The following is a 24,735-nucleotide window of genomic DNA, read 5'->3' as shown; positions in this document are numbered from 1 at the left end:
CCGCGGACCGCCACCGCGCCCCCCGGCCCTCGGAACGGGTCAGGCCCGGGCCCGCCCGGCCTGACGGGCGGTCACCGGCGGGCCGTGACCGCCCGTCACGCGCCCTGGTACGCGAAGGCCGCCCACACGTCGAGAGCGGCCGTGTCGCGGCGGGCGAGCGCGACGAGCTCCGCCGGGGCTCCCGGCGGAAGCCGCCGGTCCGGTCGGAGCGCCCACAGCTGGGTGCGGCGCAGCGCCTCGGCCGGCGGATCGCCCTCCGCGAGCCGGCCGTGGAACACGTACATCAGCACGCACACCATCTCGTCGACCACCTCCCAGCGGGAGCCGACCACCCCGGTGGCCCCGGCGGCGACGAACGCGGTGGAGAGGGTGAGCGCCTCGTCGAGGTCGCCGCCGGTGTGGTCGCTGACGCAGGCGTCCAGCACCACCAGCCCGCCCGGCGAGCCCGGCGGGCGGCCCTGGGCCTGCCGCAGGATGTCGCCGACCGGCAGCCGGCCGCTCCGCGCGGGGTCCTGCCCGTCCGGGCCCGGCGCCCGCCCCGCGTCCTCCGCGCCGGACCGAACGGGCCCCGGTTCGGGCGCCAGGCCGAGGTAGGCGTCCAGCGGGGAGCCGCCCGACGGCAGCGCGTGGCAGGCGAGGTGCAGGACCGACGCCCCGGCCCGCCCCGGGGCGGGCAGCGCGGCCAGCACCTCGCGCGCCGTCCCCGCGCCCTCGGCGCCCTCGACGTAGCCGAGCAGGGTCCCGTGCGGGTAGTAGTCGGCGTGCAGGTACTCGGCCTCGACCTCGGCGAACATCAGCTCGCGGGTCGGGTCACCGACGATCACCGGCCGCTCGCCCAGGGGCAGCCGGGGCCGCCCGACCACCTCGCAGAACTGGCGCGCCGAGGCGGCGTACGACAGCACCGCCCGCTCCAGGGCGCGGACCGGCCGGCTGCCGTCGCGCAGTCCGCTGCTCAGCAGCGCCGCGTGCCAGGGAACGCCGCCGAACTCGCCGAACGGCACCAGGACCAGCCGGGGCAGCCCGCCCGCCACCCCACCGCTGCCGGCCGATCGCAGCGCCGGGTGCCGGAGCAGCGGCCGGAGGACGGCGGTGCCCGACCAGTCGCACAGCTCCGCCAGGGTGGCCTGCCAGCGGCGCCGGGCGGCGATCCGGTCCGGGTGGCCGGCCGGGTGGTCGCCCAGGGTGGCCTGCCGCTCCACGTGTGCCCGCCGGTAGGCGGTCAGCGGACCGCGCGGGCCGAGCGCGTCCGAACTCACCAGGCTGAGCGGCACCAGCTCGACACCGCCCGTGCCCGCCGCCGTGACCAGCAGCGCCTGACCGCTCCGGCCCTCGCCGGGCGGCAGCAGGTAGACCAGGCCGTCGGCTCCGGCCGCACGCAGGCTCCGGGCGATCTCCTCGACCGACGGTGGTGCCATGAGCAGGGTGCCGGCCGGGGAGTCGGCCAGCGCGGCGACCGCGCGGCGGCGCAGGTCGTCCGGCATCGGGACGGCAGCGCCGCCGGGCAGCGAGTCGAGCAGCGTGCCGGGAAGGCCGAGCAGGGCATCGAGCGAACCGACGGAGGCGATGTCACCGGCTTCACCGCCCACCGCCCAGGCGGCGGCGAGATCCTCGTGGCCGGCGGCCCGCAACAGGTCGGGGACGTCGGTCGTGGTGGTGGAGGCGTGCAGCACCAGGCCCCGGCCGAGCTCCAGCACCTCCACGGCGGCCCGCAGGTGGGGCGTCACGGCGTCCGGGCCGGACCGCTCCCCGGGCTCCGCTCCCGTCCCCACCGCATCGAGGTCGGCCAGGCACCAGTGGGCGATCGACAGGGCTTGGGCGGCGGCGTCCCTGGCCACCACGAGGGCCGGGGCGGCGGCGGCCTGGAGCAGCGTGGCGGCGGCCGTCTCACGCAGCGCGGTGAGGCCGAACTCGCGGCCCAGCCGGCGGTCGTCCGGGCCGAGGCGCTGCCGGTGGACGCGGGCCACCAGCATCGTCGCCGCGGCGAGCAGCTGGGTGGGACTCCCGCGCCGGAGCCGGTCACGGACGGCCCCCGCGGCGGCCAGCGCCGCGACGGCGTCGGCCGGGAGCCGCGCGTGGCGGTACCGCATCATCAGCAGCATCGCCCGCAGCAGTTGTCCGCGCGTGCCCTCCAGGCTCGCCGGGTCGACGGCCCTGTCGAGCTCGTCGAGGTAGGTCAGGGCGCCGCCGACGCGGTGCTCCGAGTAGACCGGGTAGAGGGCCAGCAGACCGAGCGCCGACGCCGCCCGCATGGTCAGCACCGCCTTGTGCAGATGCCCGGCGGGCGTCTCCTCCGCCGCCTCCACCATCAGGCCGACGGCCTCGACGATCCGGTCCGGGGCCGTGAAGAGGGCGTGCATGAAGGTGACCGCGCCGAGGTCGCCTCGTGCGAGCAGGTACAGCGGGTCGTCCACCGGGACCGCCGCCACCAGCGGCTCCAGCTCGGCCACCACCCGGCCCATCCGCCCGGTGTCCCGGCCGGTCATCGCGTCCTGGAACTCCAGCATCAGCCGGGTGCGCTGGAGGGTCGGCAGCTCACGCGCCACCAGCCGGTCCACCCCGGCGTGCTGCGAACGGGACAGGAAGGCCAGCACCTCGGCGTGGTAGCGGCGGGAGGCCTCCAGGTCCTGGTAGTCCCCGCCGAGCAGGAAGCGCTGGTAGAGGCTGACCGAGAGGTTCTCCAGGTAGACGGCCCGGTTGACGTCGTCCGGTGCGGCCCGGCGGAACGCGGCGCGCTCGTGCCGGATCGCGGCGTCCAGGTCGGCCATCTCGTTGGTCAGCGCGAAGCGCTTGCTCATCGCCGCCGCCAGCGAACCGTGCAGGTGGTCCTCCGACCACTGGGTGCCGGAGGGCTTCGCCCGCGACTCGTCCAGCAGCCCGATCACCCGGTCCACCGCGCCCAGGTCGGTCGAGAACTCGCCCTGCACGATGGAGGCGTGGGCCAGCTGCTGGAGGATGTCACTGCGGCGGATCCCGTGATCCTCCTCCTGCATCGAGTCGACGGCCACGGTGAGGTGGTGGGCGGCCTCCTCGGTGCGGTACGTCTCCGGGTCGTGCTCGCGCATCGCGTTCACCATGGTGCCGAGCATCGCGTGCGAGGCCGGCCGCACCGGGTCGTCCCCGGCCATGCCGGTCAGGCCCTCGCGGAGCACCTCCACCGACTCCCGCGCCTCCTCGGTCGCCACGTAGCGGTCGAGCCGGGCCAGTCCGGCCAGCGCGCCACCGAGCAACCAGCGCACCGTGCCGCCCAGTTCGTGTTCGGGCGGGAGCAGTCGGCGCAGATCGCGCAGTCGGGCCAGCCGGTGGTCCACGTCCTCCGGCCGGATCGTGCCGTCGCAGCGCTCCCAGTACCGGTCGATCAGGCTGAGCGAGGCCCGCAACCGGTAGGGGTCGTCCGGCGCGCTGGTCGCCGCGATCAACTCCAGGTGCATGACCGCCCGTTCGACGCGCAGTTCCTGCTCGGGCGTGGCGGCGCGACGCTCGTCCCCGACCAGCAGGAGGGCGAGGCGTTCCCGGACGGCGAGTTCGAGGGGCTCGGCCAGGTCGACCGGGCCGGGCTCGGCGTCCGGGGCCGGACGGAACGGCGGGCCGTCGGCGTCCGTCCACGGCGGCGGGCGCAACCGGTCGAGGACGCCCTCCAGGACGGCGCTCGCGGCAGCGAGGTCGGCGGGGTCGAGGTCGCGGTCGTGCCGGTCGGCGAGCGCACAGCCGAGGTTGGCCACGAAGCCCGGGTCCTGGTCGCCGTAGTCGGCCTCGTCGGACGGATCCCGTCCGGCGAGTGCCCGCCAGGGACCGGGCGGGACCGGGACGGGGCAGGCGAGCCGCAGCGCCTCGACGGCCCGGTCGAGGTCGTCCGCGCGGGCGTCCCCGTCGGCCGAGGCGTCGGCCAGCACGTCCTCGTGGCGTACGTGCAGCAGCAGCCCCAGCCGACCGGCGGCCTCCGCACGCTCCGGCGCACCGGGATCGAGGAGCGCCACGGCGAGCGTCAACAGCTCGACGGCAGAGGTCCGTTCGGCCAGCACGGCGGACCTGATCTCCTGGTCCTCCGCGAAGTCCGGCTGCGCCGCGGCCCGCCAGTACCGGACGGAGAGGGTGAGCCCGAGCAGGAACCGCACCTCGGCCGACACCTGTGTCGGCGCCGCCGCCCCGGCCCGCTCCAACAGCCCGCGCGCGGAGGCGAAGGCGGTCAGCGCACCGGAGAGAAGGACGGACTCGCGCCTCGGATCCGCCTCGGCGTCGTACTCGTCCAGCAGTCTCCGCCCGCGTGCGACCGACGCCGCGGCCTCGTCGAGCACCGTCACCGGAACATGACCTCCCCCGTCGCCCACCCGTCCACGGCAGACAACCGCACCACCCGCCCCCGGTCAACAACAAGCGGCAGGGAGAGGCCCGGCCGCCCGGCACACCGGACGGCCGGGCCGGGGCACTGCTCAGATACCGCCGAACTCGCCCGCCCGGACGGCGGCGACGAAGGACCGCCAGGCATCGGCGGGGAAGCGGAGGGCGGGCCCGTCGGGGTCCTTCGAGTCACGGACCGGCATGAGCCCGGGGCAGCCGTCGGCGACCTCGACGCACGCCCCACCCCCACCGCTATATGAACTCTTGATCCAGCGGGCGCCGATCAGGCCGACATCCATTCAAGGTCCCTCCGTACAGAGCGGATCATCGCCGGCGAGTCGGCCTGATTCATGGCCTCGATCCGGAGCCGATCGTAGCTCTTGACCACCGGAAGGCTTCCTCGACGGCCACACCCTCCCCGGCGGAGCCGCCCGCAGCCTCGCCGCCCACCGCTGGGGCAACCGCATCCGACCACCCCAGCACACCAGCCCCGGCCGCCCGACGAATTGGGCGGTCGGGGCCTTCGTCGCTCCTCGGCTCCCGGCTTGCTCGCGTGCCCTCTTGACGCCCTGGCCTTCAGCAGGAGTGACTGTATTGCAAGAAGACGCAACTACCTGGACGCAGGAGGGCGCGGTGGCACTACGGTTGATCTGGAAGGACGACAAGTCCCCGGATGGAAACTCCCCGGCCATCTTCGTTGACGAAGAGACCAGGGATCTGGTGATCCAGGACGAGGCCACCGAGGACCCGGCGGCCGTCGAACTCTGCTCCCTCGCCTTCGAGGCCGTGTGGGAACGGGCCACGCCGCACGACCAGTACAAGATCACTTGATTCCAGCGAACACCGGGCAGTCAGCACATGTCGTCGTCGCCATCGTCCAGCGTTGTCGCTGCTCGAAAGGCCCTGGCCAACCGCCTCACGGAGCTCCGAAAGGATGCGGGGCTCAAGGGCGAGGAGTTGTCTGCCCGGTGCGGTTGGCACCCCGCCAAGACCTCCCGACTCCAGAACGGCAAGGCTGCGCCGTCCGAGGACGATCTCCGGGCATGGTGCCGCGCTTGCGGCGCGGAGGGCCGGATCCCGGACCTGATCGCAGCCGCGCGGGCCGTGGACTCGCTGTACACCGAGTGGCGGCGCATGGAGCGCACCGGGTTGCGAGCGGCCCAGGAGTCGGTGTTTGACCTGTACGAGCGCACGCGGCACTTCCGGGTGTACGCCAGCAAGGTCGTCCCCGGCATGGTGCAGACCCGGGAGTACACGGCGGCCGTCCTGCGGGCGATCCAGCGTTCACGAGTCGCCATCGACGATGTGGAGGCCGCTGTTGAGGCCCGAATGGAGCGTCAGCGGATGCTGTTCTCCGGCCCGCGTCGGTTTGCCTTGGTGCTGGAGGAATCAGTCCTACGCGGGGCGGTGTGCGACGGGGATACGTTGGCTGGCCAGCTCGGGCATCTGATAGCCGTCAGCACCTCTCCGAGCATCAGCCTGGGAATCATTCCGACACGGCCGGACCGTGCGCGGTCTCCAGCCGAAGACTTCTACATGTTTGATGACGCCTTGGTCTCCGTCGAGCTGACGGTGGGCCATCTCAGGCATACGGAGCCAAGGGAGGTCAGGGACTACGCAGCCGCGTTCCTGGCCCTGTCGCAGATGGCGGTCTACGGCGGCGAAGCGCGCGCACTGCTCACCAGCGCGATAGACGCCCTGCGCTGATCCCGGCGCAATTGGGCGCAATTTCCTGGCACCGCCTGTAGCCGACTCCGTACGGTCTATCACGCACCCCCCACCGCCACGGCGAAGGAGACCCCCGGCTGCGCTGATAGACCCCTACGCCGCCCCGGTGTTCGGCATCGGCGGCGTGTGGGCGGGCCAACGCCGCGCGCGGGACGGGCCTGCCGCCGCCCGTTTCCCCGGTGGGCGCAGAACCGGCCCTTGTGGGCCTCTCAGATTCCCGCTCCGGCCGCCGTCCCTGGCAGGCAGCCGGCCGGAGCGGGATCCGCAACACCGGACGGCCCGGGCACCTGCCGGTGACCGGGAACCCCGCAGTGTGAGGAGGTACCAGTATGAGCACGCCCCCGCCCGAGCGTCCGCCCGGTCCCACGACGCCGGACAGCGCCAACACCGTCCCCGCCGAGTAGGAGGAGCCCGCCCATGCCCGTCGAGATCATCGTGTCCAAGCACAAGGGCAACGAGAAGCCCCCGCCGAAGCACGCGGGCAAGCCCGCCGAGGAGAAGCCCGCGCAGCCGTCGAAGTAGCGGCTGCCGGCACACTGGCAGGCCCCTCCTGCGTGTTGGCGAGGGGCCTGCCCCCCACTGCAAGGGAGAGCACCGATGGCCGACCGTCTGGTCATCTCGTACGAGTCGCGCCACTTCGCCGACGCGGACTGGTCGAGGAACGCGGACCGGTGGCGGGCCAGCTTCTACGAGAACGGAGCCAAGATCTTCGGTACCGCCGACATCACCCGTGTCATCCCTGGTGTCACGCCGAATCCCCGCGAGGCGCTGGGGGTGGACCCGGGACTTCTCGACCGCATCCCGCGGGTGATCTTCACCGAGGACGGCGGGCTCTCCCCGTCGCTGGCCGAGCTGCGGCCGTCGCTGCTGCTCCTGCTGGAGTCGGTCGAGGTCTCGGCCGAGTGGCGGGGGAAGGGTGTCGGGATGCGCTTGGCGGTCGAGGCCCTCCGCCGCCTGGCTGTCCCGGGGACGCTCGCACTCTGCTACCCGGCTCCGATCCACGACCACGGGCCGGACGAACCGTGCAGCTTCGAGTCCGAGGACCCCGAGGTCCGCAGGCCCGACGAGGAAGCCGTGGCCAGGCTCCGGCGCGCCTGGGAACGCCACGGGTTCGGGCCGCTCGGCGAGGGCGTGTACGTCCGTCTCATCGAGCCTTAGGACCGGTCCTCTGCCGCAGACGGGCCGGGGGCAACCTCACCTCCAGGACCGACCATGTGGGCCAGCACCGAGCCCGACCGGCAAGCCGTGATCAGACAGTCTCGTCGCGGGGCGGGTCGAACTCCGCGCCGGCGACGTACGCGGGCGGCGGGCCGGAGCGGAGCGCCGCCCCGGCCTGCACCGCAGCCGCGTCGCCCGGCGGCTGGAGCAGGCCCAAGGCCCTGGGCTTCGAACCCACCGAACCGGCGGGCCTGTTGCGGGCCGCCCTCGCCCTCACCGCCTGGCGGCTGCTCGACGACCGAGGGGACGGCGGACGTCAGGCCGGGGGTCCGCCGTCGCGTCGGGACCTCACCTCACGTCGTGCGTGGTCCGGTGGTTCACTCCGCCACCCGGCGGACCGTCCAGAACCCGACGTAGCAGGCGAGCGGCAGGGCGACCAGCAGGGCGGCCCAGAAGGCGGCGTGGCCCCACACCTCGGCGATCGAGGAGAACCAGCTGCCGAGCACCGGGATGCGCAGGGCCTCCAGCGGGCCGAGCGGGGGCGGCCAGGCTCCCAGGACCACCACCCCCAGGGCCGAGCCGGCCAGTATCCGGGGCGCGGTCCGGGGGACGGCCACGGCGCCGAGGAGGGCGAGGAAGGCCAGCAGCAGCAGGTAGTCCGCCTGGTAGGCGGCGCCGGCCTGGCCGGTGCCCCAGGACTCCGGGGTGGGGTGGTGGGGCTGCCCGACGACGAGCCGGACCTCGACGGCCGCCCAGAGCAGCAGTGTCAGCACGAGGGTGCCGCCGAGGGCGAAGAGCAGCCGGTCGCGGAGGCCGGCGCGGCCGGTCCGCCAGCGGTTCGGGCTGCCGCCGCGGGCCCGGCGGCGGGCGGCGAGCCGACGGCGGTCGCCCGCAGCCCGTTCCTCGGCCTCGTTGGCGGGGTTGAGCAGCCAGCGGTTGGAGCGGCCGTTGAGGACCAGGGCGAGGACGACCCCGGCCGCCGCCCCGACACCCGCCCAGCTGCCGAGGCCGCCTTCGAACATCACCACCCGCTCGACCACGGCGGCCGGCGGCCTGAGCACCGTCATGGGCGGCCCGAGCCGCAGGTAGCCGACGGCGAAGGCCGCGGCGACGACCAGGAGGAGCACCCGCCGGCCGATCCGGGCCGGGAACGCGGCCACCGCGACGGCGGCGACCAGGGCGGCGCCCAGCTGTCCGACGGTCTCCCGGGCCGCCGTGTCCCCCGCGGTCCGCAGCGGGCCGCCGAACGCGCCGTCGGGCAGGAAGGCTCCGCCCGCTCCGGCGTCGACGGCGATCCGCCAGACCGCGCCCGCCCAGAGCGTCACGGCGAGTCCGAGGAGCAGCAGCACGGCCGCGGCCGCGCGCCGGGGAACTGCGCTCCGGGCGCCCCGTCCCCAGGCGCGCGCCGTCGTCTTCCAGGCGCCCCGGTCGGCTCCGCGGCGCGCCCCCTCGGCGCGGACCCTCCGCACGTGCAGCACGGCGGCGGCGGCCAGCAGCGCCCGGCCCTCGGCGGTGGTCGGGGAGGCGGCCAGCGCGCGGCGGCGCAGCTCCGACCAGGCGCGCCGGAACCGGTCCCGCTCGCCCCTCAGCACGGCCGCACGGGCGGTGCCGGCCGTGTCGGCGACGACGGTGGCGGCCGTGTGCGCGGGCGCCGGCAGCCTGCGCAGCGGGCCCGGCAGTGCGGAGACCCGCCGCACCACCGCGAGACGCTGCGCATCGGGCTGGACGGTGAGCAGCAGGGCCCAGCGGTGGGCCGTCGTCAGCTCGTCGGCGGTGAGGCGTCCGTCGCGGCCTCCGCCGCCGCGGCCCCCGCCGCGACCGCCGAGGGCCCGGGCCTCCCGCCCGACGGCCTCCAGCACGGCGGGCAGTTCGGTCAGCGCCAGCAGCCGGCGGCAGGCCCCGTCCGGGCAGGCTTCGTGCCCGCAGCGGAAGCGGGCGGCCAGCGCCGGCAGCCCGGCGGCGATCAGCTCGTCGACGAAGGCGGCCGTGCCGTCCTCGCCGGCCGCCCGGGCCAGCCCGGTCGCGTCCACCCGGCGGTCCCGGACGTGCGGGACCGCCTCCGGCGCGAACACCGCGCCCAGCGCCAGCACCGCGCGCGAGGCCGCGCGCGACCTGTCCGCCGGGGTGCCGCGGTCGACGTCCTTCAGGTAGTGGAGGTCGAGGGCCGTGTCCTTGACCTCGTCGCGCAGCCAGTCGCGCAGCCTGCGCGCGCCTCCGCTCATCAGCCAGGCCGCCGCGTCGCCCGATTCCGCGAGCATCCGCACCGCCAGCGCCGTCGGGTCGTGGAAGTCGGCGCCCCGGTAGGCGATCGGGCGGTACGCGGGCCCGGTCTCGACCTGGGGGGCCTCCGGGGCGACCCGGGTGCGTACCACGTCCGGGCTGCCGCCGGCCAACCAGTCGCGGACCTGCGGCGCGGTCCAGCGGTCGGCCGGCTCCTTGGTGAACAGCCCCTGGAGCAGCAGCCTCCGGCGCTCGTCGGTGACGGCGGCGAGGTCCACCACGTCCTCCATCACCAGCCGGTACTGGAGGGCCTCGTCGCTGACCAGCCCGCCGTCCGCCCGCCGGTAGCGGGTCCCGCCGGTGAACACCTCGTACAGGATGGTGCCCAGGGCCCACCACGGGCCGGCCCGGTGGTTGTGCCCGGCGAGCTGCTCGGGCGCCATGAAGGCGACGGTGACCTGCATGTCGGCGGAGAACCGGCGGCTGGCGGTGAGTTTGGCGACGCCGCCGAAGTCCGCCACCACGAACTGGGGCGCGGCCGGACCGCCGCGGCCGGACCGGCCGCCCTCGCGGACCAGGATGTTGGCCGGCTTGAAGTCCACCGGGTTGCGGTCCACCGTGGTCTGCCAGAAGTCCAGCAGCGCGACCAGTTCGCGGATGATCCGCTCGGTCTCACCGGGCCGGTCGAGCCTGCCCCCGCGGCGCAGCTCGGCGACGTGGTCGGCCAGGGTGACCGGCAGGTACTCCATCGCCATCCAGTCGCAGAGCGCGCCCGCGTGCTCGATCCGCCCGTGGCCGAGGATCTCGGGGACGTGGCGGCGGAAGGCGGCATCGCCGAGGTGGGTGAGGAGTTCGGTGTCGGCCTGGACGCCGGGGTTGCCGACCTTGACGGCCGCGTCGCCGCCGCCGTCGGCGCGGCGGACGTGCCACACGGTGCCCTCGCTGCCGGAACCGGCCGGGCCGACGGGGTGGTAGCGGTCGGTCAGGGCGGTGGGGAAGGCTCCCGCCTGGTCGGCGGAGGGACCTTCGGAGGGGGCGGCCGTCGGGCTCGCCGACCCGCCGGGGGCCGGCGGGGGCTGGGTCGCGCCGGGGCGCTGGACGCGGGTGGGCGCACCGGGCGCGGGGGTCCGCGCCGGGGCGGGAGCGGGGGGCTTGCCGCGCTGGAGCCGGGTGGCCGGCGAGGGGACGGCGCTCCCGGCGGCCGGGGTGTCGGCGCCGGTGGGCGCGCCGTCGGTCGAACCGGTGGTCGCGCCGGTAGTGCCTCCGGTGCCGTTCCCGGTCCGCCGGGGACGGCTGCCGCCCTGGACCCGGGTGGGCGGGCTAGCGGCCGGGGCTCCCTGCGGGGTGCCGGACCGGGGGGTGCTCGGTGTGCCCGTCGGGGTGCCCTTGGGTGTGCCCGTCGGGGTGCCGGACCGGTGGCCGGCCGGTGCCCCGCCGCCCTCGGTGCCGGTCCGGCCGTCGTTCGCGGGCCCACCGGAGCGCTGGACCCGGGTGGGCGGGCTCGCAGCGGTCGGGCCGTCGCCCGACCGGCCCTGCGCGGGCGTCCGGCCCTGGCCCTGGCCCTGACTCTGGCCCTGGCCCTGACTCTGGCTCTGGCCCTGACTCTGGTTTCGGCCGCCGCCCTGTGCCTGGCCTCCGCCCCGGGCCTGGTTCGCCCCCTGGCCCGGGACCTGGTCCTGGCGCCTCCCCTGTCCCGTCCCCTGCCCCGTCCCCTGTCCCCGGCCCTGCTTGCGGGTGGGCGGACTCGGTTCCGGTGGTGTGTCGGCCATCGCGCCGTTCTCCTCCTCGCGCCCCCGGGTCACCGGGGAGCGCCGAACTCGTCGATCTCGATCACCTGGACGTCGATGTCCTGCGCGAACCGCAGCCGGTGCCCCGGCCAGACCACGGTCGGCCCGGTGACCGGGCGGTCGTCGACGAAGGTGCCGTTGGTCGACCCCACGTCCCTGACGTGCAGCACCCCGTCGATCCAGCTCAGCTCCGCATGGTGCCGGGAGAGCTGGTTGAGGTCCGCCAGGCCGGGGATCGCGGCGCAGTCGCGGTCGTCGCGGCCGATGGCCAACCCGCAGCCCCCGCGCCGGCGTTCACCCCGGATCGGCAGCAGCGCCCCGGCGATCACCAGCGCCAGCCGGACCACCGGACGGGCGGCCGGCTCCGGCCGCCGCCCCTGCTGTGCGGGTGCGGCGCGGGCCGGCCGCGTCGCCGCCTCGGGTGCGGCGGCCGGTACGGTCGCGGGCGACCCGGCGGCCGACGCGGTACCGGGCGCGGACGGCGCGGGCCCGGGGGGCGGGGGCGCGTCCTGCTCCGGGTCGTACCGTTCGAGCTCCACGAAGAAGTGCACCTGGCAGTACCCCCGGGTACCGGAGGTCGGGCACTCCCCCGGCGCTCCCACCGGGCAGCGGTAGATCACGGTCGCCACGAGGTCTCCCGGAGGGTCACGCCGCGCCGGACCAGGTCTCGTTCGATCCGGCCCAGGTCGCCGGGGCGCGGCACCCCGATCACCCGGACCTCGCCCTCGGTGACGTGCACCTGGAGTTCCGGCCGCTCGGGGCGGTGGTCCAGGTGGGGCGTGTAGCGCTCGCGGCCGAGGGCGGTGCGGATCACCAGCCGCTGGTTGGCCGATCCCCGCCAGACCAGCCGGGTCGGCTGCCCGGCCCGGTAGCGGCCGGTGACGACCGCGTCGGCGCCGGCCAGTGCGGAGGCGGTCGCCGGGTCGGCGGCCAGTTCCTCCGGCTCCCAGCCGGTGTACACCAGCAGGTCGGCGGCCCGGCCGGCGCGGCGGCGCTCCTCGTCGGCGGCGCCGAGGAGGGCGGCGAGGGCCGGCGCCTGTTCCAGCGGTTCGCCGCCGCTGACGGTGAGGCCGTCGATCCCGTCGGCCAGGGCCGCGCGCCACAGTGCGGCGAACCGCTCCGTCGTCAGCTCCCGCCCGCCGGAGGGCTCCCAGGTGTGCCGGGACATGCAGCCGGGGCAGGCCAGGGTGCACCCCTGGAACCAGACGCCCATCCGCCGGCCGGGGCCGAGCGAGGTGACCGGCCGGTAGACCTGGCTCACCCGGGCCGCCGGCGGGCTCTCCGGGGCGACGGCCGGCCCCGCACCGTGCCCGACGGCCGGATCGGCGACGCGCCCGCCGCCCGGCCCGCCGTCCGTCGACTCCTCGCTCACCCGGGCCAACGGTTCACCTCGACGCGGTAGCCCTCGCCGTCCCCGTCGCCCTCGACCGAGGCCACCTCGATCCGCTCGCCGCGCTTCGGCAGGGTCCGGAAGACCTCCTTGGCCAGCGGGTTGACCAGCGCCGACTCGACGGCGGTCAGGACCCCGCGACCGCCGTGGTCCAGCCGCCGGGTCGCCTCGACCCGCAGCACCTCCCACGCGTCGTCCGCGACGGTCAGTTCGGCGCCGTGCACGTCCCGGATCCGGCCCGCCACCGAGGCGATCGCCTTGTCGAGGATCTGCGGCACCCACTTCTCCTGCATGAAGTCCATCGGGATGAAGTTGTCGCCGAAGCGGTTGCGCAGCTCGGGACGCCGGATCTGGTCGTTGAAGAAGGTGTCGAAGGCCTCCCGCAGCGCCTGACGGACGATCACCGGGTCGTCGTGCCGGGTGAGCTGACGCCGGCCGCTGCGGGCGGGCGCCGCCTGCGCCGGCTCGCCGGCCTGCGGTACCGGTTCGCCGCCCGGGCCGCCGTTCTCCGCCGCCGCCCGCCCGCCGTCCCGGGACTGCTCCGCCACCACGGTCGCCGTGATCCCGAGGTTGGACGTGAAGATCAGCACGCATTCGGTGAAGTAGACGGTGGCGCCGCGTCCGTCGGTGAGCCGGCCGTCCTCCAGGATCTGCAGGAAGAGGTCGAACAGCCGCGGGTTGGCCTTGTCGATCTCGTCGAAGAGCAGCACGCTCATCGGGTTGGCGCGAACGGCGTTGGTCAGCTCGCCGCCCGCGTCGTGGCCGACGAAGCCCGGCGGGGCGCCGATCAGCCGGTCCCGGGCGTGCTCCTCGGCGAACTCGCTCATGTCGAAGCGGATCGGCCGGGCATCCTTGCCGAGGATCATCTCGGCGACGCCCTTGGCGAGTTCGGTCTTGCCGACACCGGTCGGGCCCGAGAGGAAGAGGGTGCCGCGCGGCCTGCTCGGCGAGCTGGACGACTGCGCGCCGTTCAGCCCCGCCGCCGAACGCATGAAGATCTCCAGCGTGCGGCGGACGGCGTACGGCTGGCCGATCACCTTGCCGTTGAGGAACCGCTCACCGTCCGCGATCCGCTCGCGCAGCGCCGCGGTGGCCCACGGGTTGTCGAGCACGCCGATCCGGTAGAGGCGGGCCGCCTCGTCCAGGCGCTGCACCGGGAGGCTGCGGTCCAGCGCCATTCGCCCGATCGCCATCACCTCCGAACTGCCCATGCCGTGGGAGGAGTCGGCGAGTGCCTTGGCGGCGGACACGGTCTCGGCCGCGTCGAGCAGTTGGCCGCCGGTCGCCGCCTGGTAGCGGGCCAGCCCGCCGACCACGTGCCGGGCGGCGGCCAGCCGCTGGTCGTGCGGCGGCTGCGGCACGTTGATCACCCGCACCGCGCGGCTGCCGACCGCGAACTCCATCGGCAGGTCCTCCTGCCGTTCCACCACCCAGAACACCGTGTTGTACGGCGTCACGACCGTGCTGCCCTGCACGGGTCGGGCGGTGTGGCCCAGCTCCTCGGCGGCGGCGAACAGCCGGGCGGCCTCGCCCGCGACGGGTGCCCGGGCCGAGCCGAGCCGGGCCGCGTAGGGGACGACGAGTCCGATCGGCGGGCCGGGGTGGCGGACCACGCCGACCATCGCGTCGCGCAGCCGGTCCAGCAGCTCGGGCTCGTCCTCGTCGTCCGCGTCCGGCGCGCCGTTGCCCGCGCCGCCGCTGCGGCGCCACCGCTCGTCGCGTTCGGCGAACTGCCGGATCACCTCCGGGACCTCCTCGACCGTGGCGCTCAGCCTGAGCAGGGCGATCCGGTCGTTGACCTGGTCGACGAAGGCGAGCGCGCCGTAACCGCGGGCCAGGCAGAGCGATTCGATCACCCCGCCCAGGGTGTACGGGGCGAGCGTGGTGCTGCTGCCTGCGGCGTGGTCGTCCGGCAACAGGTACTGGTCACGGACGTTGCCCGTCAGCAGCACCTGCGGGTAGACGGTGAGCGCCATGTCCAGCTCACGGATCCAACTGGGCGTCGCCGAACGCGGACCGTCTCCCGCCCCGGCGCCGTCGGGCCCCTCCGCACCGGCCGCCGCGTCCTTCCGAAGGTCCGCCCTCCCACCGTCCGCGTTCCCACCGCTCGTGTCGTCCCTGCTCACGTTCTCACCGCTCACGCTGTCGCTGCTGCTGTTGCCAGGCCTGGGCGGCGTTCGCCGAGCCCTTGCGGCCCGGCTTCCTCGTCCCGCGGCGCGGGACGGCGGCGGCCGGCGGCGGCCACGAGCCGTTCGGCACCACGCCGGCGGCCATCATGCCCGGCGCCATCGCGGACGTCCGCTCCAGGCGCACGCCCTTCTCCCGGACGGCCTCCTCGATGGAGGGCAACTGCTCGTCGCAGAACCACTGCTGGACCAGCTCGTCCTGCTCCTCGGCGAGCTCCTCGTCCACCCCGTCGCCGGCCGCACCGTCGGCCGTACCGTCCCCGGCCGTGCCGTCCCCGGCCGTCGGGCCGCCGGACCGCTTGACCACCGAGGTCGAGAGCGTCGCCCGGTCCGGCGACAGCACCAGCCGCAGCCCGTACCCGGCCACCGGCGCCTCGCCGCCGGCCGCGCCACCGGGTTCGGGGTCGCCGAACGGCACCACCACCTCCCCCTCCTCGGCCAGCAGGTCGGTGAAGTCCTCACCCACCAGGTAGTCCCGCTCGCGCAGCACCTCGGCGAGCGCCACCGCCACCGGCCCGCGGTTGCGGTGCGCGTCCGCCCGGGCCACCGCCGCCTCCACGGCGGGGCGCAGGTAGGCCGGGTCCTCGGCGGCCGTGAGGTCGGCGACCAGCCGGTCGCGTTCCCCCGGCTCCGCCTCCTGCGCCAGTTCCACCAGTGCGGCCCGCAGTTCGGCGCGCTCCTCGTCGCGACCGCGGCGCAGCACCGAGTGCTGGACGAGCGCCGCCAGGTCGGTGAGCGTCGTCCGCACGTCGGAGACGGTGCCGGCCGCCTTCAGGGACCGCACCAGCCCGGCCACCCGCTCCAGGTCGGCGGGGTCGCAGCGGGGCACGTCCCGGTCCAGCACGGCCTGGGCCTCGGCGAGCGCACCGGCCCGGACACCGTCGGTCCGTTCCGCCAGCTCGCGCGCCGCCTCCTCCGCCGCTGCCGCCGCCGTGGCGGCGTCCCCCGCCGCGTTCCGGACGGGCTTCCTCGGCGGGCGCGGCCGTTCCGGTTCGACCACCGCCTCCGGCAGCACCGCCGCCCACACGTCCTGGACGGCCTCCGCCAGCTCGCGCGCCGCGCGGCCGTTGGCCGCCCGGGCCCGCTCGATCGCCCGGGTCAGCTCGGCCTCGTCCGCCCCGGCGCCGACGGTGACCGTCTCGACCCGCACCTTCCCGGCCCGGTACGCGCGGCGCAGCTGTCCGGCCTCGCCGCGCAGCCCCTGCGCCTCCTCGTTCAGCTCGCCGAGCCGGGCGCGCAAGTCCGCCCGCCGCTCCTCGGCAAGGAGCCGGGCGCGCAGCTCCGCCCGGCGTTCCTCGGCGCGCCGCAGGTTCTCGGCCCGCTGGGCCTCGGCGGCCAACTGCGCGCGCAACCGCCGACGGCGCTCGGCCTCCTGGTCGACGTAGGACCATCCGTATCCCGCGGAACTGCTCACCGGCCGCCTTCCGAGCGCGAGTCGTGACGTACGGTGCGGACCGGGGGCTCGGCACCGGTCGGAACACCCTACGCGCGCCGTCAGGGCCGGTGCGGGCCGAGTCGTCGGACGACCACGCGTGGACCGGCACACCGCCCCCGAGGTGCTGCTGAAGGCCCATCATGCCGCAGATCGTGGAGGGTTGTTCCCGCCTTGCGGGAATCGGTGATCACCGCCCACGGTCGACACCGGCACGCTAGATTGCCCCTCGGCGGATCGTGGATCGCGAACGCGGGTCGGGCGGACGGAGGTGACGGGCGATGGAGCTGGCCGAGGTGCTGGAGGCCCTGCGGGAACGCTGGGACGAGGTGCAGGAGTTCCTCGACGAGTCGGCCCGGGCCCGGCTGCGGGAGCTGCTCACCGCGCCCTCCGGGGACCCCGAGCGGATCGCGCGCAGGATCGTCCGGCTGCTGCTCGCCTCGGTTCCCGACGGTCACCCGGTCCGGGCGGTGTTCGAGGACTCGGTCCGCTACGCGCGCGGCGCCCGGGCCGAGCAGATCAACCGGGAAGCGGTCCTGAGCGCGCTGGCGTTCTTCGGCCGCCGACCCGCGGCGGCGGCGCAGCCACCCCCCGACGCCGACGACTGGCTGCTCGACGCCGGGAACGTCACCGCCGCGGAGTACCGGGCCGGCGGACACGACCCCGCCGACCCCGACCTCATCCGGCTGACCGACCGCCAGGGCACCGTCCGGCTGCCGTCCTTCCAGTTCGACGGCGCCTCCGGCCTCCCGCTCCCGCTGGTCGTCGAGGTCAACCGCCTGCTCGACGCCGACGACGACCCGTGGGGCGTCGCCGACTGGTGGCTGGGCGCCAACGCCTGGCTGGACGCCGTCCCCGCCCGCCTGCTGGGCACCCCCGGCGAGCACTCCCTGCTCGCGGCGGCCCGTGCCGAGATCGCGGAGTGGTGACCGGATGCCCGACGTGAAGGTCCCCGCCCCCACCGTGCGTGCCGTCCCGCACCGCGAGCTGCTGCCCGCGGGCACCGTGCTCCACCGCGTCCACCTGGCCGCCTACCCGGCGACCGCGTTCAACCCGAACCCCGCCGACGCGCTCTACGAGGGCGGCCGGTTCTGCTCCTTCCAGGGCGACGGCGAGCAGTTGCCGTACCTGTACGCCGGGTTCTCGGAGCGGACGGCGGTGATGGAGACGCTGGTGCGCGGCATCCCGTTCGACGAGAAGGGCTGGCGGCGGATCCGCAGGGTCGCCGTCCGGGGCAGGGTGCTGTCGCAGATCGAGACCACCTGCGACATCCCCCTCGTCGGCCTGATGACGCTCGACCAGCTCGCCGCCGTCCACCAGGACGAGTGGCTGATCCACTCCACTCCCGAGGCGTACGCCCGGACCCGCCGCTGGGGCGCCTGGATCCGCGGCCAGGCGCCGTGGGCACGCGGGCTGAAGTGGCCGTCCAAGCGCGACCTGTCGAGCGCCGCCTGCGTCCTCTACGAGCGCGAGGGCGCCGCCGGGCTGGTGAAGCCGGCCGGGACCGAGCCCGTGGCCCTCGACACGGCCGCCGGCGCCGAGCTGCTCAACCGGCTGCTCGCCCCGGCCCGCACCAGGATCGAACCGCCCCGGCGGTAGCACCGGGGCGGAGGCCGCCGCGCCGCCCCGGCCGGGGGGGCGCGGCGAGGAGTCGGCGGCGGGTGCTCAGTACAGCTTCTTCACCGCGGTGTTCAGGGTGTTCTTCCACGGGATCACAGGCGGATCGCCCCAGTAGCTCTGCCACAGGACCAGCGTCACCGTGTCGCCGTCGCGGCCCACGCCCCACAGGTAGTTGTAGTCGGGGCGCTCGGTGGCGTTGGAGTCGAAGGTGTGCATCCCCTGAAGGGTGGCGCCCTCCTCGACGTTGATCACCCCGTGGTCGAGGTAGGTTGCGCTCACGCCGGGCCGCTGCGGGGCGTGCGCGCAGGCGACGTAGTCCTGCCGGGCCTTGTCCGCGAAGGCGACGGCCTCGGCCTCCGTGTCGAAGACCGCCACCTTCTGCTGGGCGAACGCGGTCTCCGCGGTGGTGAAGTCCCGGTGCCATACATTGACTTCGGCCGGCTCGGCGGGCCAGCCCACCGGACAGTCGAAGTCGTCGCCCCACCCCCGGGCGGTCGGGTTGGCGCGCCACGACTCGGTCTTCGGCAAGTCGGAGATGTACAGGGTCCCCGGCTGCGGCCGCCACTGGTCGGCGGCCGCCGCCTGACCTGGAGCCACCCCGGCCCCCAGGGCCCCGACCGCCAGCACCGCGGCCCCCGCCGCGACCGCGCCCCCGCGAAGCCGTGCACGTACCCCCATGGCTTTCCTTCCTTCGTGCGCTTCGATCACCCCGTTCCGCCCCGGACCGGGGCAGACTCCCTTCCACGGTAGGGTGTCAGCGCCCGTGCGGCAGGGCCTTCGGGTCGGAATGACCGGGAAATCACCCGTCAGGAACGCGAAGGCCCGCCCCGGCTTCCTCTTCCGCAGGCCAGGCGCAGGAGGGCGGCGCCGGGCCGCCACCGAGGCGGCCGACCAGGCCGCGGCGCAGACCGGCGTCACCGGCGGCGGCAGCAGCCGGGCCCGGGTGGAGAGGGCCACCGCGTCCGGGCTCAGGGCGGGCAGCAGGGCCCACACCTCGGTGACGACGGCGCTGATCGCCGGCAGCCACCCGGTCAGCCGCGTCCACACCGCGTGCCCGCGGCCCCCCGTCCATGATCGGAGTGCGATCGTAGCGACCGGCGAGGGGCCCGTCCCGGGCCGGGGGTCGCCCGGGGGTGGCCGGGTTCCGTCAGTCGTCGTCGACCGCCGGGCCGTCCTCGGCCCGCTGGTCCTCCGTCCGCCCGGCCCGCCAGTAGCCCATGAAGCAGACGGCGCGCCGGTCGATCCCGCGCTCGCGGACCAGGTGGCGGCGCAGCTCGCGGACGCTCGCCGCCTCGCCGGCGATCCACGCGTACGGCTCGCCGGGCGGGAGTTCGGCGGCCCGGACGGCGGTGGGCAGGACCGGGTCGACGTCCTCGCCCCGGTGCAGCCAGGTCACCTCGACGCCGGGCCGGCCGGTGGGCAGGTAGCCCTCCTCCCCCGGGCCCTCGACCTCGGCGAACACCCGCACGGGCAGCCCGGCCGGCAGTTCGTCGAGGATGGCCGCGACGGCCGGCAGCGCCGACTCGTCCCCGGCCAGGAGGACCCAGTCCGCGCTCGGCGGCAGCCGGAACTCGACGCCGCCGGCCTCCTCCACCGCCGGCCCGCAGACGATCACGCGGTCCCCGGGGGCGGTCTTGACGGCCCAGCGGGAGCCGGGCCCGTGGTCGCCCTGGACGGCGATGTCGATGTCGATCTCGTCGGGGTCCCGGCGCTGCGCCCGGACGGTGTAGGTGCGGAGCACCGGCCGGACGGCCGGGTCCATGGCCCGCCAGCTCTGGTACCAGCCGAACTCGCCCTCACCGGGCGGGGTCAGCGGTTCGGTCTGGCCGGGCTGCGGCAGGAGGAGCTTGATCCGCTGGTCGAGGCCGCCGTTGACGAAGCCGGCGAGGCTCTCGCCGCCGAGCGTGATGCGGGCCAGGTGGGCTGTGATGCGGGTGCTCCGGACGACGTGGAGCGGGAAGAGCACGAAGCGCGCGGGGGCGGTGGTGCTGGTCAGGGCCCTCTCTCCTCTCAGCGGGCGGGTCGGCGGCACGTCGGCGGACGGCAGCCGGTCCCGTCGAAGCTTAGGTTAGGCTAACCTATCTGTTCGCGTCCTGCCCATCCCGCCTCCGGGCCGCGCCCGCCTACGGCCCCGCCCCCGCCCGCGCGCCCGCCGCGGCGCCCGCCCCGCGTCCGGGGCCGTTCAGACCCGGTCGAGCGGCCGGCGCGGGCCCTCGGGGAGCTCGACCTCGATCACGTCACCGGGGCGCACCACGCCGCCCTCCCGGACGACGCTCATGATCCCGGCCTTCCGCACGACGTTCCCCTCCGCGTCCCGCCCCACGACCTGCTTCAGCAGCCCGCTGCTGAAGGCGTCGATCTGCAGGCAGGGGTTGCGCAGCCCGGTGACCTCCACGACCGCGGCGTCCCCGATCCGCAGCAGCGTCCCGACCGGCAGGCCGAGCAGGTCGATCCCGCCGGTGGTGATGTTCTCCCCGAGCTGGCCGGGTGCCACCTCGAAGCCCTTCTCACCCACCTCGGCGAAGAGTTCCTCGTGGATCAGGTGGACCTGTCGCAGGTTCGGGAGCGTCGGGTCCTGCGCGACCCTCGACCGGTGCTTCACCGTGACGCCCGCGTGCACGTCCCCCTCGACCCCGAGGCCGGCGAGCAGCGTGATGCCGTCCCGGTTGGGCTTGGTGAACGTGTACTCGCCGCTGCTGCTGACCGCCGTGACCGTCCCGCCCATGGTGCGCGGACCTCCTGTTCGGACCTGATGATTCGTCCCGAGCCTATCGAGCGCCGCACGACCTCCGGCCGGCACCCCCGGCGGCCCCCGGCGGCCCCCGGCGGCCCCGCCTCAGTACGCGGGGAAGGCGTAGCCCCGGGGTGGAAGGGCTCCCGGACGCCGCGGAACGCCGCCGACGCACGGGCGAGCGCGCCCCGCCGGAACTCCTCGACCCGGCCGGCCGCTCGGCTCCTCGTGCACCGCGTACCGCAGGGCGCCGGCTCCCCGCGCGCCTGCGGGGCGTCCCGGAGCGGGAGGGGGCCACCGGCAGGTCGTCCGTCCGCGGCGGGCGTCGAGGGGCGAAGGGGGAGGAACCCGCTCCCCTCGCCACTCCGAACCTATAACGCATCAGGGGCCTTGCGGCAAGGCCCCCGTGATGCCGCAGAATGTCCGGCCGTAACCAGGTCGACCTGCGAATTCACGGGAGTCATGCATGCGTGTGGTGTTGTCGGCGTACGGGTCGCGCGGCAGTGTCGAGCCGATGGTGGGGCTCGCGGTGCGGCTGCGGGAGCTCGGCGCGGAGGTGCGGGTGTGCGCGCCTCCGGACGAGGAGTTCGCGGAGCGGCTCGCCGGCGTCGGCGTCGAGGTGGTGCCGGCCGGTGACCCGGTACGGCCGCTGGTGACCACGGTGACCCCGGGGTCGGCGGCGGGCCTGGCCCGGCGGGTGGCCGACCTGATGGACGCGCAGTTCGACACGCTCGCCGCGGCGGCCGAGGGGTGCGACGTGCTGGTGGTGACCGGCCCGTTGCCGGCCGCGGCCGGTGCGCGGTCCGTCGCCGAGAAGCTGGGCATCCGCTACGTGCACGCGAGCCACCAGCCGGTCAGCCTGCCGTCGCCCCACCGGGCGCCGCCCGCGCGGCGGGGCCGGCCGCTGCCCGAGGACGAGAGCGACCGCCGGGCGCTGTGGGACCTCGACGCCCGGATCGCCGACGAGATGTTCGGCGGGGAGCTCAACGCCCGCCGGGCGTCCGCCGGGCTGCCGCCGGTGACCGGCGTCCGCGACTACGCCTTCACCGACCGGCCGTGGATGGCCGCGGACCCGTTCCTGGCCCCGTGGCAGCCGACGGAGCTCGACGTGGTGCAGACCGGCGCGTGGATCCTGCCGGACGAGCGCCCGCTCCCCGCCGGGTTGACGGCCTTCCTGGACGCCGGCACTCCACCGGTGTACGTGGGCTTCGGCAGCACGCCCGTGCCGGATCCGGCGGGCGTCGCCCGGGCGGCCGTGGACGCGGCCCGCGCGCGGGGCCTCCGGGTGGTCCTCGCGCGCGGCTGGGCCGGCCTGGCCCCGGTCGACGACCGGGACGACTGCTTCGCCGTCGACGAGGTCAACCAGCAGGCCCTGTTCCGGCGGTCGGCCGCCGTCGTGCACCACGGCAGTGCCGGCACCACCACGACCGCCGCCCTGGCCGGCGTGCCGCAGGTGGTGGTGCCCCAGGGGGCCGACCAGCCGTACTGGGCCGGGCGGGTCGCCGAGCTCGGCATCGGTGTGGCCCACGACGGCCCGACACCGACCGCGGCGTCGCTGTCGGCCGCGCTCGCGACGGCGCTGGCCCCCGCGACCCGCGAGCGGGCGGCCGCCGTGGCGGGCACGGTCCGCACCGACGGCGCGGCGGTGGCCGCGCGGCTGGTGCTCGACGAGGTCGACCGGGAGGGGTCGCCGCAGCGCGCGTGAGCCACGCGGGCCCGCCCGGCGGTCCGGCCCGGCGGCGGCCGGCCCCCGGGCCGCCGGGGCTCGGTCAGCGCATCGGGCGGGGTTCGCCGTAGCGTTCCTCGAACTCGGCGTCGCCCAGGGCCTGGAGCTCCTCGCCGGTGGTCCGGCCCGCCAGCAGGTCCGCCAGGAAGCCGGGGAGGGACGCGGCCCGCATGGCGTCGGTGATCCCTCCGGACACGGTCCGGACCTCGCTGTCGACGCGGCCGTCGGGGTGCAGGGTGTACGTGCGGTAGCCGGGGCCGTCGAGGCCGTGGCTCGCGTGGTCGATGCTGTAGAAGGTCGACGGGCACACGTACACGGGGCGGCCTTCGAACTCGCCGGACAGGTCGCCGTGCAGGTGGCCGGCGCCGATCGCCCGAATCTTGGGGAAGTCGCGCACCAGCAGGGCGAGTTCGCTGTCCCCCTGGGCATCCGGAGCGGTCCGGGGAAGCGGCGGCTGGTGCATCCAGACGAAGACGTGGTCGGCACCGGTGGTCGTCAGGATCGCACGGGCGCGTTCCTCCTCGACCGGGGTGAGGCCCGGTTGGGCGGCTGCGTGCACCCGGTCGTCACGGTCGCGGTAGGTGCCGTCGGCGGCGGCCTCGCGGCCGTGCGCGTTGCTGTCGAGGAACAGCATCAGCCAGTTCCCGACCCGGACGGCCGGTTCCAGGTGCACGTTGGGGCGGGGCAGGCAGGCCTGCAGCGCGTCCTGCCGGTCGTGGTTGCCGGCGAGGCAGTAGACCGGGGTGGGCAGCGCGTCCAGGACCTCGCCCATCCGCTCGTAGGCGCCCGCCTCGCCGGTGTCCGCGAGGTCGCCGGTGGCGACCACCAGGGCGGCCTCCCCGATCGCCCCGGCCGCTTCCGCGAGGACGGCCGCGAGCCCCTCGTCGGGCTCGTGCGCGACGAACCTCCGGGCGACGGGGGCGTCCTGGAAGTGGAGGTCGGAGATCTGGACGATGCCGACGGCTCCGGTGCCCGGGGCTGCCGGGGTCGGGTCGGTGTGCTGCTTCATGGGCCCTCGCTCGCTCGGTGGGAAGGGTCGCGGGTCGGACGGACGCCACCCAAGGTAGGGAAGTGGCAGAACTGCCACATGACAGTCGTGCAAACTTCTGCCGAGCACCGTCGGGCGGTCCGGGGCCGCCGCCCGGTCCGCTCAGACCGCCCGGCCGGCGCCCTGCGGTGCGGCGTCCGGGAGCCGCGGCGCAGCGGGCCGGCGGGGAAGGAGCAGCGGGGTGACCAGGAGCAGGAGGCCGGCGAGGGCGATGGCCTGGCGGAGGCCGACGAGGACCGCGAGCAGGCCCCAGAGGGCGGTCAGGGCCGCGACGGCGGCCTTGGCCGTGACGGACCAGGCGGTGAGGACGCGGGTCATGTGGTCGGGGGCGACCTCCTCCAGACGGTGGGTGGCCAGCACCGGATTGAACACGCCCAGACAGGTGATCAGCGCGAACTCGACCGCCATCACCAGGACGAGCCCGCCCGTGCCCGGCCCGACGAAGGCGAGGCCGACCGGCCAGCAGGCCCGCAGCGCACCGGCGACGAGCAGGACGCGGTGCCGTCCGAAGCGGGCGACGGCGCGCCCGGCGAGCCGTGAGCCGATGAGCCCGCCGAGACAGGGAACGGCGAAGGCGAGACCGTACTGCCACGGGGCGAGGCCGAGCCGGCGCAGGAGGAGGACGGCGAGCAGCGGCTCGACCGCCATGATCAGGGCGTTGACGAGGACGGTGTTGAGGAACAGCGGCCTCAGCACCGGGTGGGCCAGCAGGTGGCGCCAGCCCTCGAAGAGGTCGCGGGCCCGCGGCGGGGCGACGGGGGCGGGCGCGGGGCGCGGCTCCCCACCGCCGATCGCACGCAGGCCGGCGGCCGACAGCAGGTAGCTGCCGGCGTCGGCGAGCACGGTCACGACGGGGCCGAACAGTCCGATCGCGACGCCGCCGAGCGGCAGCCCGAGGACGATGGTGGTCCAGCTCGTGGCCTCGAACCGGGCGTTGGCGGTCAGCAGGTCCTCGGGCCGGACGAGCGCCTTCAGGCAGGCCCCGGCGGCGGCACCGAAGGTGATGTCGGCCGCCGCGACGAGCACCGACACCAGCAGGAGCTGGGGGAAGGTGAGCAGACCGAGCGCGTACCCGGCCGGGACGCTCAGCAGCGCCGCGCACCGCAGCAGGTCCATGGTGATCATCACCGGCCGCTTGCGGCGGCGCTCCGCCCACGGGCCGAGCGGCAGCGCGACCGCCGCACCGACGGCCGCCCCGGCGGCGGCCAGCACCGACACCTCGGCGGGGCCCGCCGCCAGCACGTCGATCGCGATCAGCGGAAGCGCGTTGAACGCGAGCCGGGTGCCGAGCGCGCTCACCGCGTACGCCCCCCACAGCCAGCCGAACCGCCGCCCCAGCGACACCCTCACCGCACTCCTCCTCCGACCGGCGGT

18 protein-coding genes and 1 pseudogene are annotated in these 24,735 nt (G+C 75.7%); 6 read left to right on the top strand and 13 right to left on the bottom strand.

The features are described 5' to 3' along the window. Positions 1-95: 95 nt before the first annotated feature. Positions 96-4,298 carry a CHAT domain-containing protein gene (locus ABZY91_RS18985; protein ID WP_355403699.1) on the bottom strand — a complete coding sequence of 1,401 codons (4,203 nt, stop codon included), beginning with the start codon at positions 4,296-4,298 and terminating at the stop codon, positions 96-98. A gap of 129 nt (positions 4,299-4,427) precedes the next feature. Further along, positions 4,428-4,634, bottom strand: coding sequence for a DUF397 domain-containing protein (locus ABZY91_RS18980; protein ID WP_355403698.1), 207 nt, complete (start codon positions 4,632-4,634; stop codon positions 4,428-4,430). A gap of 409 nt (positions 4,635-5,043) precedes the next feature. Here ABZY91_RS18980 and ABZY91_RS18975 point away from each other — a divergent pair. The 3 genes and pseudogenes from ABZY91_RS18975 to ABZY91_RS18965 all read left to right on the top strand — a co-directional run. Continuing rightward, positions 5,044-5,166, top strand: a pseudogene (locus ABZY91_RS18975) (DUF6879 family protein); the annotation flags it as partial. A 27-nt stretch (positions 5,167-5,193) separates the two neighbouring features. Beyond that, positions 5,194-6,042: a helix-turn-helix transcriptional regulator gene (locus tag ABZY91_RS18970; protein WP_355403696.1), complete on the top strand. Its 849-nt coding sequence runs from the start codon at positions 5,194-5,196 to the stop codon at positions 6,040-6,042. Positions 6,043-6,660: 618 nt separating this feature from the next. Beyond that, positions 6,661-7,221, top strand: coding sequence for a hypothetical protein (locus tag ABZY91_RS18965; RefSeq protein ID WP_329951308.1), 561 nt, complete (start codon positions 6,661-6,663; stop codon positions 7,219-7,221). A 91-nt stretch (positions 7,222-7,312) separates the two neighbouring features. Here the strand turns inward: ABZY91_RS18965 and ABZY91_RS18960 are convergent, their stop codons facing one another. The 6 genes from ABZY91_RS18960 to ABZY91_RS18935 form a co-directional block, all read right to left on the bottom strand. Then, the gene (locus ABZY91_RS18960) at positions 7,313-7,438 is read right to left on the bottom strand and encodes a hypothetical protein (protein ID WP_355403694.1); all 126 of its coding nucleotides are present in this window, start codon (positions 7,436-7,438) and stop codon (positions 7,313-7,315) included. Between the two features lie 160 nt (positions 7,439-7,598). Next, the gene (locus ABZY91_RS18955) at positions 7,599-11,210 is read right to left on the bottom strand and encodes a hypothetical protein (protein WP_355403692.1); all 3,612 of its coding nucleotides are present in this window, start codon (positions 11,208-11,210) and stop codon (positions 7,599-7,601) included. Between the two features lie 29 nt (positions 11,211-11,239). Next, positions 11,240-11,857 carry an FHA domain-containing protein gene (locus tag ABZY91_RS18950; RefSeq protein ID WP_329876917.1) on the bottom strand — a complete coding sequence of 206 codons (618 nt, stop codon included), beginning with the start codon at positions 11,855-11,857 and terminating at the stop codon, positions 11,240-11,242. Next, positions 11,845-12,600, bottom strand: coding sequence for a 4Fe-4S single cluster domain-containing protein (locus tag ABZY91_RS18945; protein ID WP_355403690.1), 756 nt, complete (start codon positions 12,598-12,600; stop codon positions 11,845-11,847). The genes ABZY91_RS18950 and ABZY91_RS18945 overlap by 13 nt, the downstream gene beginning before the upstream one ends. Next, positions 12,597-14,744, bottom strand: coding sequence for an AAA family ATPase (locus ABZY91_RS18940; RefSeq protein ID WP_355403688.1), 2,148 nt, complete (start codon positions 14,742-14,744; stop codon positions 12,597-12,599). The genes ABZY91_RS18945 and ABZY91_RS18940 overlap by 4 nt, the downstream gene beginning before the upstream one ends. A gap of 4 nt (positions 14,745-14,748) precedes the next feature. After that, the gene (locus tag ABZY91_RS18935) at positions 14,749-16,218 is read right to left on the bottom strand and encodes a hypothetical protein (RefSeq protein WP_355403686.1); all 1,470 of its coding nucleotides are present in this window, start codon (positions 16,216-16,218) and stop codon (positions 14,749-14,751) included. Positions 16,219-16,517: 299 nt separating this feature from the next. Between ABZY91_RS18935 and ABZY91_RS18930 the strand changes: the two genes are divergently transcribed. After that, entirely contained in the window at positions 16,518-17,165 is a 648-nt protein-coding gene (locus ABZY91_RS18930) for a hypothetical protein (RefSeq protein ID WP_355403684.1), read from the top strand. Between the two features lie 4 nt (positions 17,166-17,169). Beyond that, complete coding sequence (locus ABZY91_RS18925; RefSeq protein ID WP_355403682.1) at positions 17,170-17,835, top strand: RES family NAD+ phosphorylase; 666 nt, start codon at positions 17,170-17,172, stop codon at positions 17,833-17,835. A 66-nt stretch (positions 17,836-17,901) separates the two neighbouring features. Here ABZY91_RS18925 and ABZY91_RS18920 read toward each other — a convergent pair whose 3' ends face one another. From ABZY91_RS18920 to ABZY91_RS18910, 3 genes are all read right to left on the bottom strand, one after another. Then, positions 17,902-18,534, bottom strand: a complete 633-nt coding sequence (locus ABZY91_RS18920) for a hypothetical protein (protein ID WP_355403680.1) — start codon at positions 18,532-18,534, stop codon at positions 17,902-17,904. Positions 18,535-19,003: 469 nt separating this feature from the next. Beyond that, entirely contained in the window at positions 19,004-19,888 is an 885-nt protein-coding gene (locus ABZY91_RS18915) for a siderophore-interacting protein (RefSeq protein WP_329876901.1), read from the bottom strand. Between the two features lie 150 nt (positions 19,889-20,038). Then, positions 20,039-20,581 (bottom strand): MOSC domain-containing protein, encoded by a 543-nt coding sequence (locus ABZY91_RS18910; protein WP_355403678.1) that lies wholly within the window; start codon positions 20,579-20,581, stop codon positions 20,039-20,041. 472 nt (positions 20,582-21,053) lie between these two features. Between ABZY91_RS18910 and ABZY91_RS18905 the strand changes: the two genes are divergently transcribed. After that, positions 21,054-22,292 carry a glycosyltransferase gene (locus ABZY91_RS18905; protein ID WP_355403676.1) on the top strand — a complete coding sequence of 413 codons (1,239 nt, stop codon included), beginning with the start codon at positions 21,054-21,056 and terminating at the stop codon, positions 22,290-22,292. Between the two features lie 64 nt (positions 22,293-22,356). Here the strand turns inward: ABZY91_RS18905 and ABZY91_RS18900 are convergent, their stop codons facing one another. Both ABZY91_RS18900 and ABZY91_RS18895 read right to left on the bottom strand, forming a co-directional pair. Beyond that, positions 22,357-23,322 (bottom strand): metallophosphoesterase, encoded by a 966-nt coding sequence (locus ABZY91_RS18900; RefSeq protein WP_355403674.1) that lies wholly within the window; start codon positions 23,320-23,322, stop codon positions 22,357-22,359. A gap of 141 nt (positions 23,323-23,463) precedes the next feature. Further along, positions 23,464-24,711 carry an MFS transporter gene (locus tag ABZY91_RS18895; protein WP_355403672.1) on the bottom strand — a complete coding sequence of 416 codons (1,248 nt, stop codon included), beginning with the start codon at positions 24,709-24,711 and terminating at the stop codon, positions 23,464-23,466. Positions 24,712-24,735 lie beyond the last annotated feature (24 nt).

Source organism: Kitasatospora sp. NPDC002965, assembly GCF_040611255.1.
GTDB lineage: Bacteria > Actinomycetota > Actinomycetes > Streptomycetales > Streptomycetaceae > Kitasatospora.
This window is presented reverse-complemented; position numbering and strand designations above follow the sequence as displayed.

Bases quoted from the DNA above. Each gene is read 5' to 3' on its own strand.
- ABZY91_RS18920 (WP_355403680.1), bottom strand. From the start codon at position 18,534: ATGGGGGTACGTGCACGGCTTCGCGGGGGCGCGGTCGCGGCGGGGGCC.
- ABZY91_RS18965 (WP_329951308.1), top strand. From the start codon at position 6,661: ATGGCCGACCGTCTGGTCATCTCGTACGAGTCGCGCCACTTCGCCGAC.
- ABZY91_RS18905 (WP_355403676.1), top strand. From the start codon at position 21,054: ATGCGTGTGGTGTTGTCGGCGTACGGGTCGCGCGGCAGTGTCGAGCCG.
- ABZY91_RS18955 (WP_355403692.1), bottom strand. From the start codon at position 11,210: ATGGCCGACACACCACCGGAACCGAGTCCGCCCACCCGCAAGCAGGGC.
- ABZY91_RS18930 (WP_355403684.1), top strand. From the start codon at position 16,518: ATGGAGCTGGCCGAGGTGCTGGAGGCCCTGCGGGAACGCTGGGACGAG.
- ABZY91_RS18900 (WP_355403674.1), bottom strand. From the start codon at position 23,322: ATGAAGCAGCACACCGACCCGACCCCGGCAGCCCCGGGCACCGGAGCC.
- ABZY91_RS18910 (WP_355403678.1), bottom strand. From the start codon at position 20,581: ATGGGCGGGACGGTCACGGCGGTCAGCAGCAGCGGCGAGTACACGTTC.
- ABZY91_RS18980 (WP_355403698.1), bottom strand. From the start codon at position 4,634: ATGGATGTCGGCCTGATCGGCGCCCGCTGGATCAAGAGTTCATATAGC.
- ABZY91_RS18970 (WP_355403696.1), top strand. From the start codon at position 5,194: ATGTCGTCGTCGCCATCGTCCAGCGTTGTCGCTGCTCGAAAGGCCCTG.
- ABZY91_RS18925 (WP_355403682.1), top strand. From the start codon at position 17,170: ATGCCCGACGTGAAGGTCCCCGCCCCCACCGTGCGTGCCGTCCCGCAC.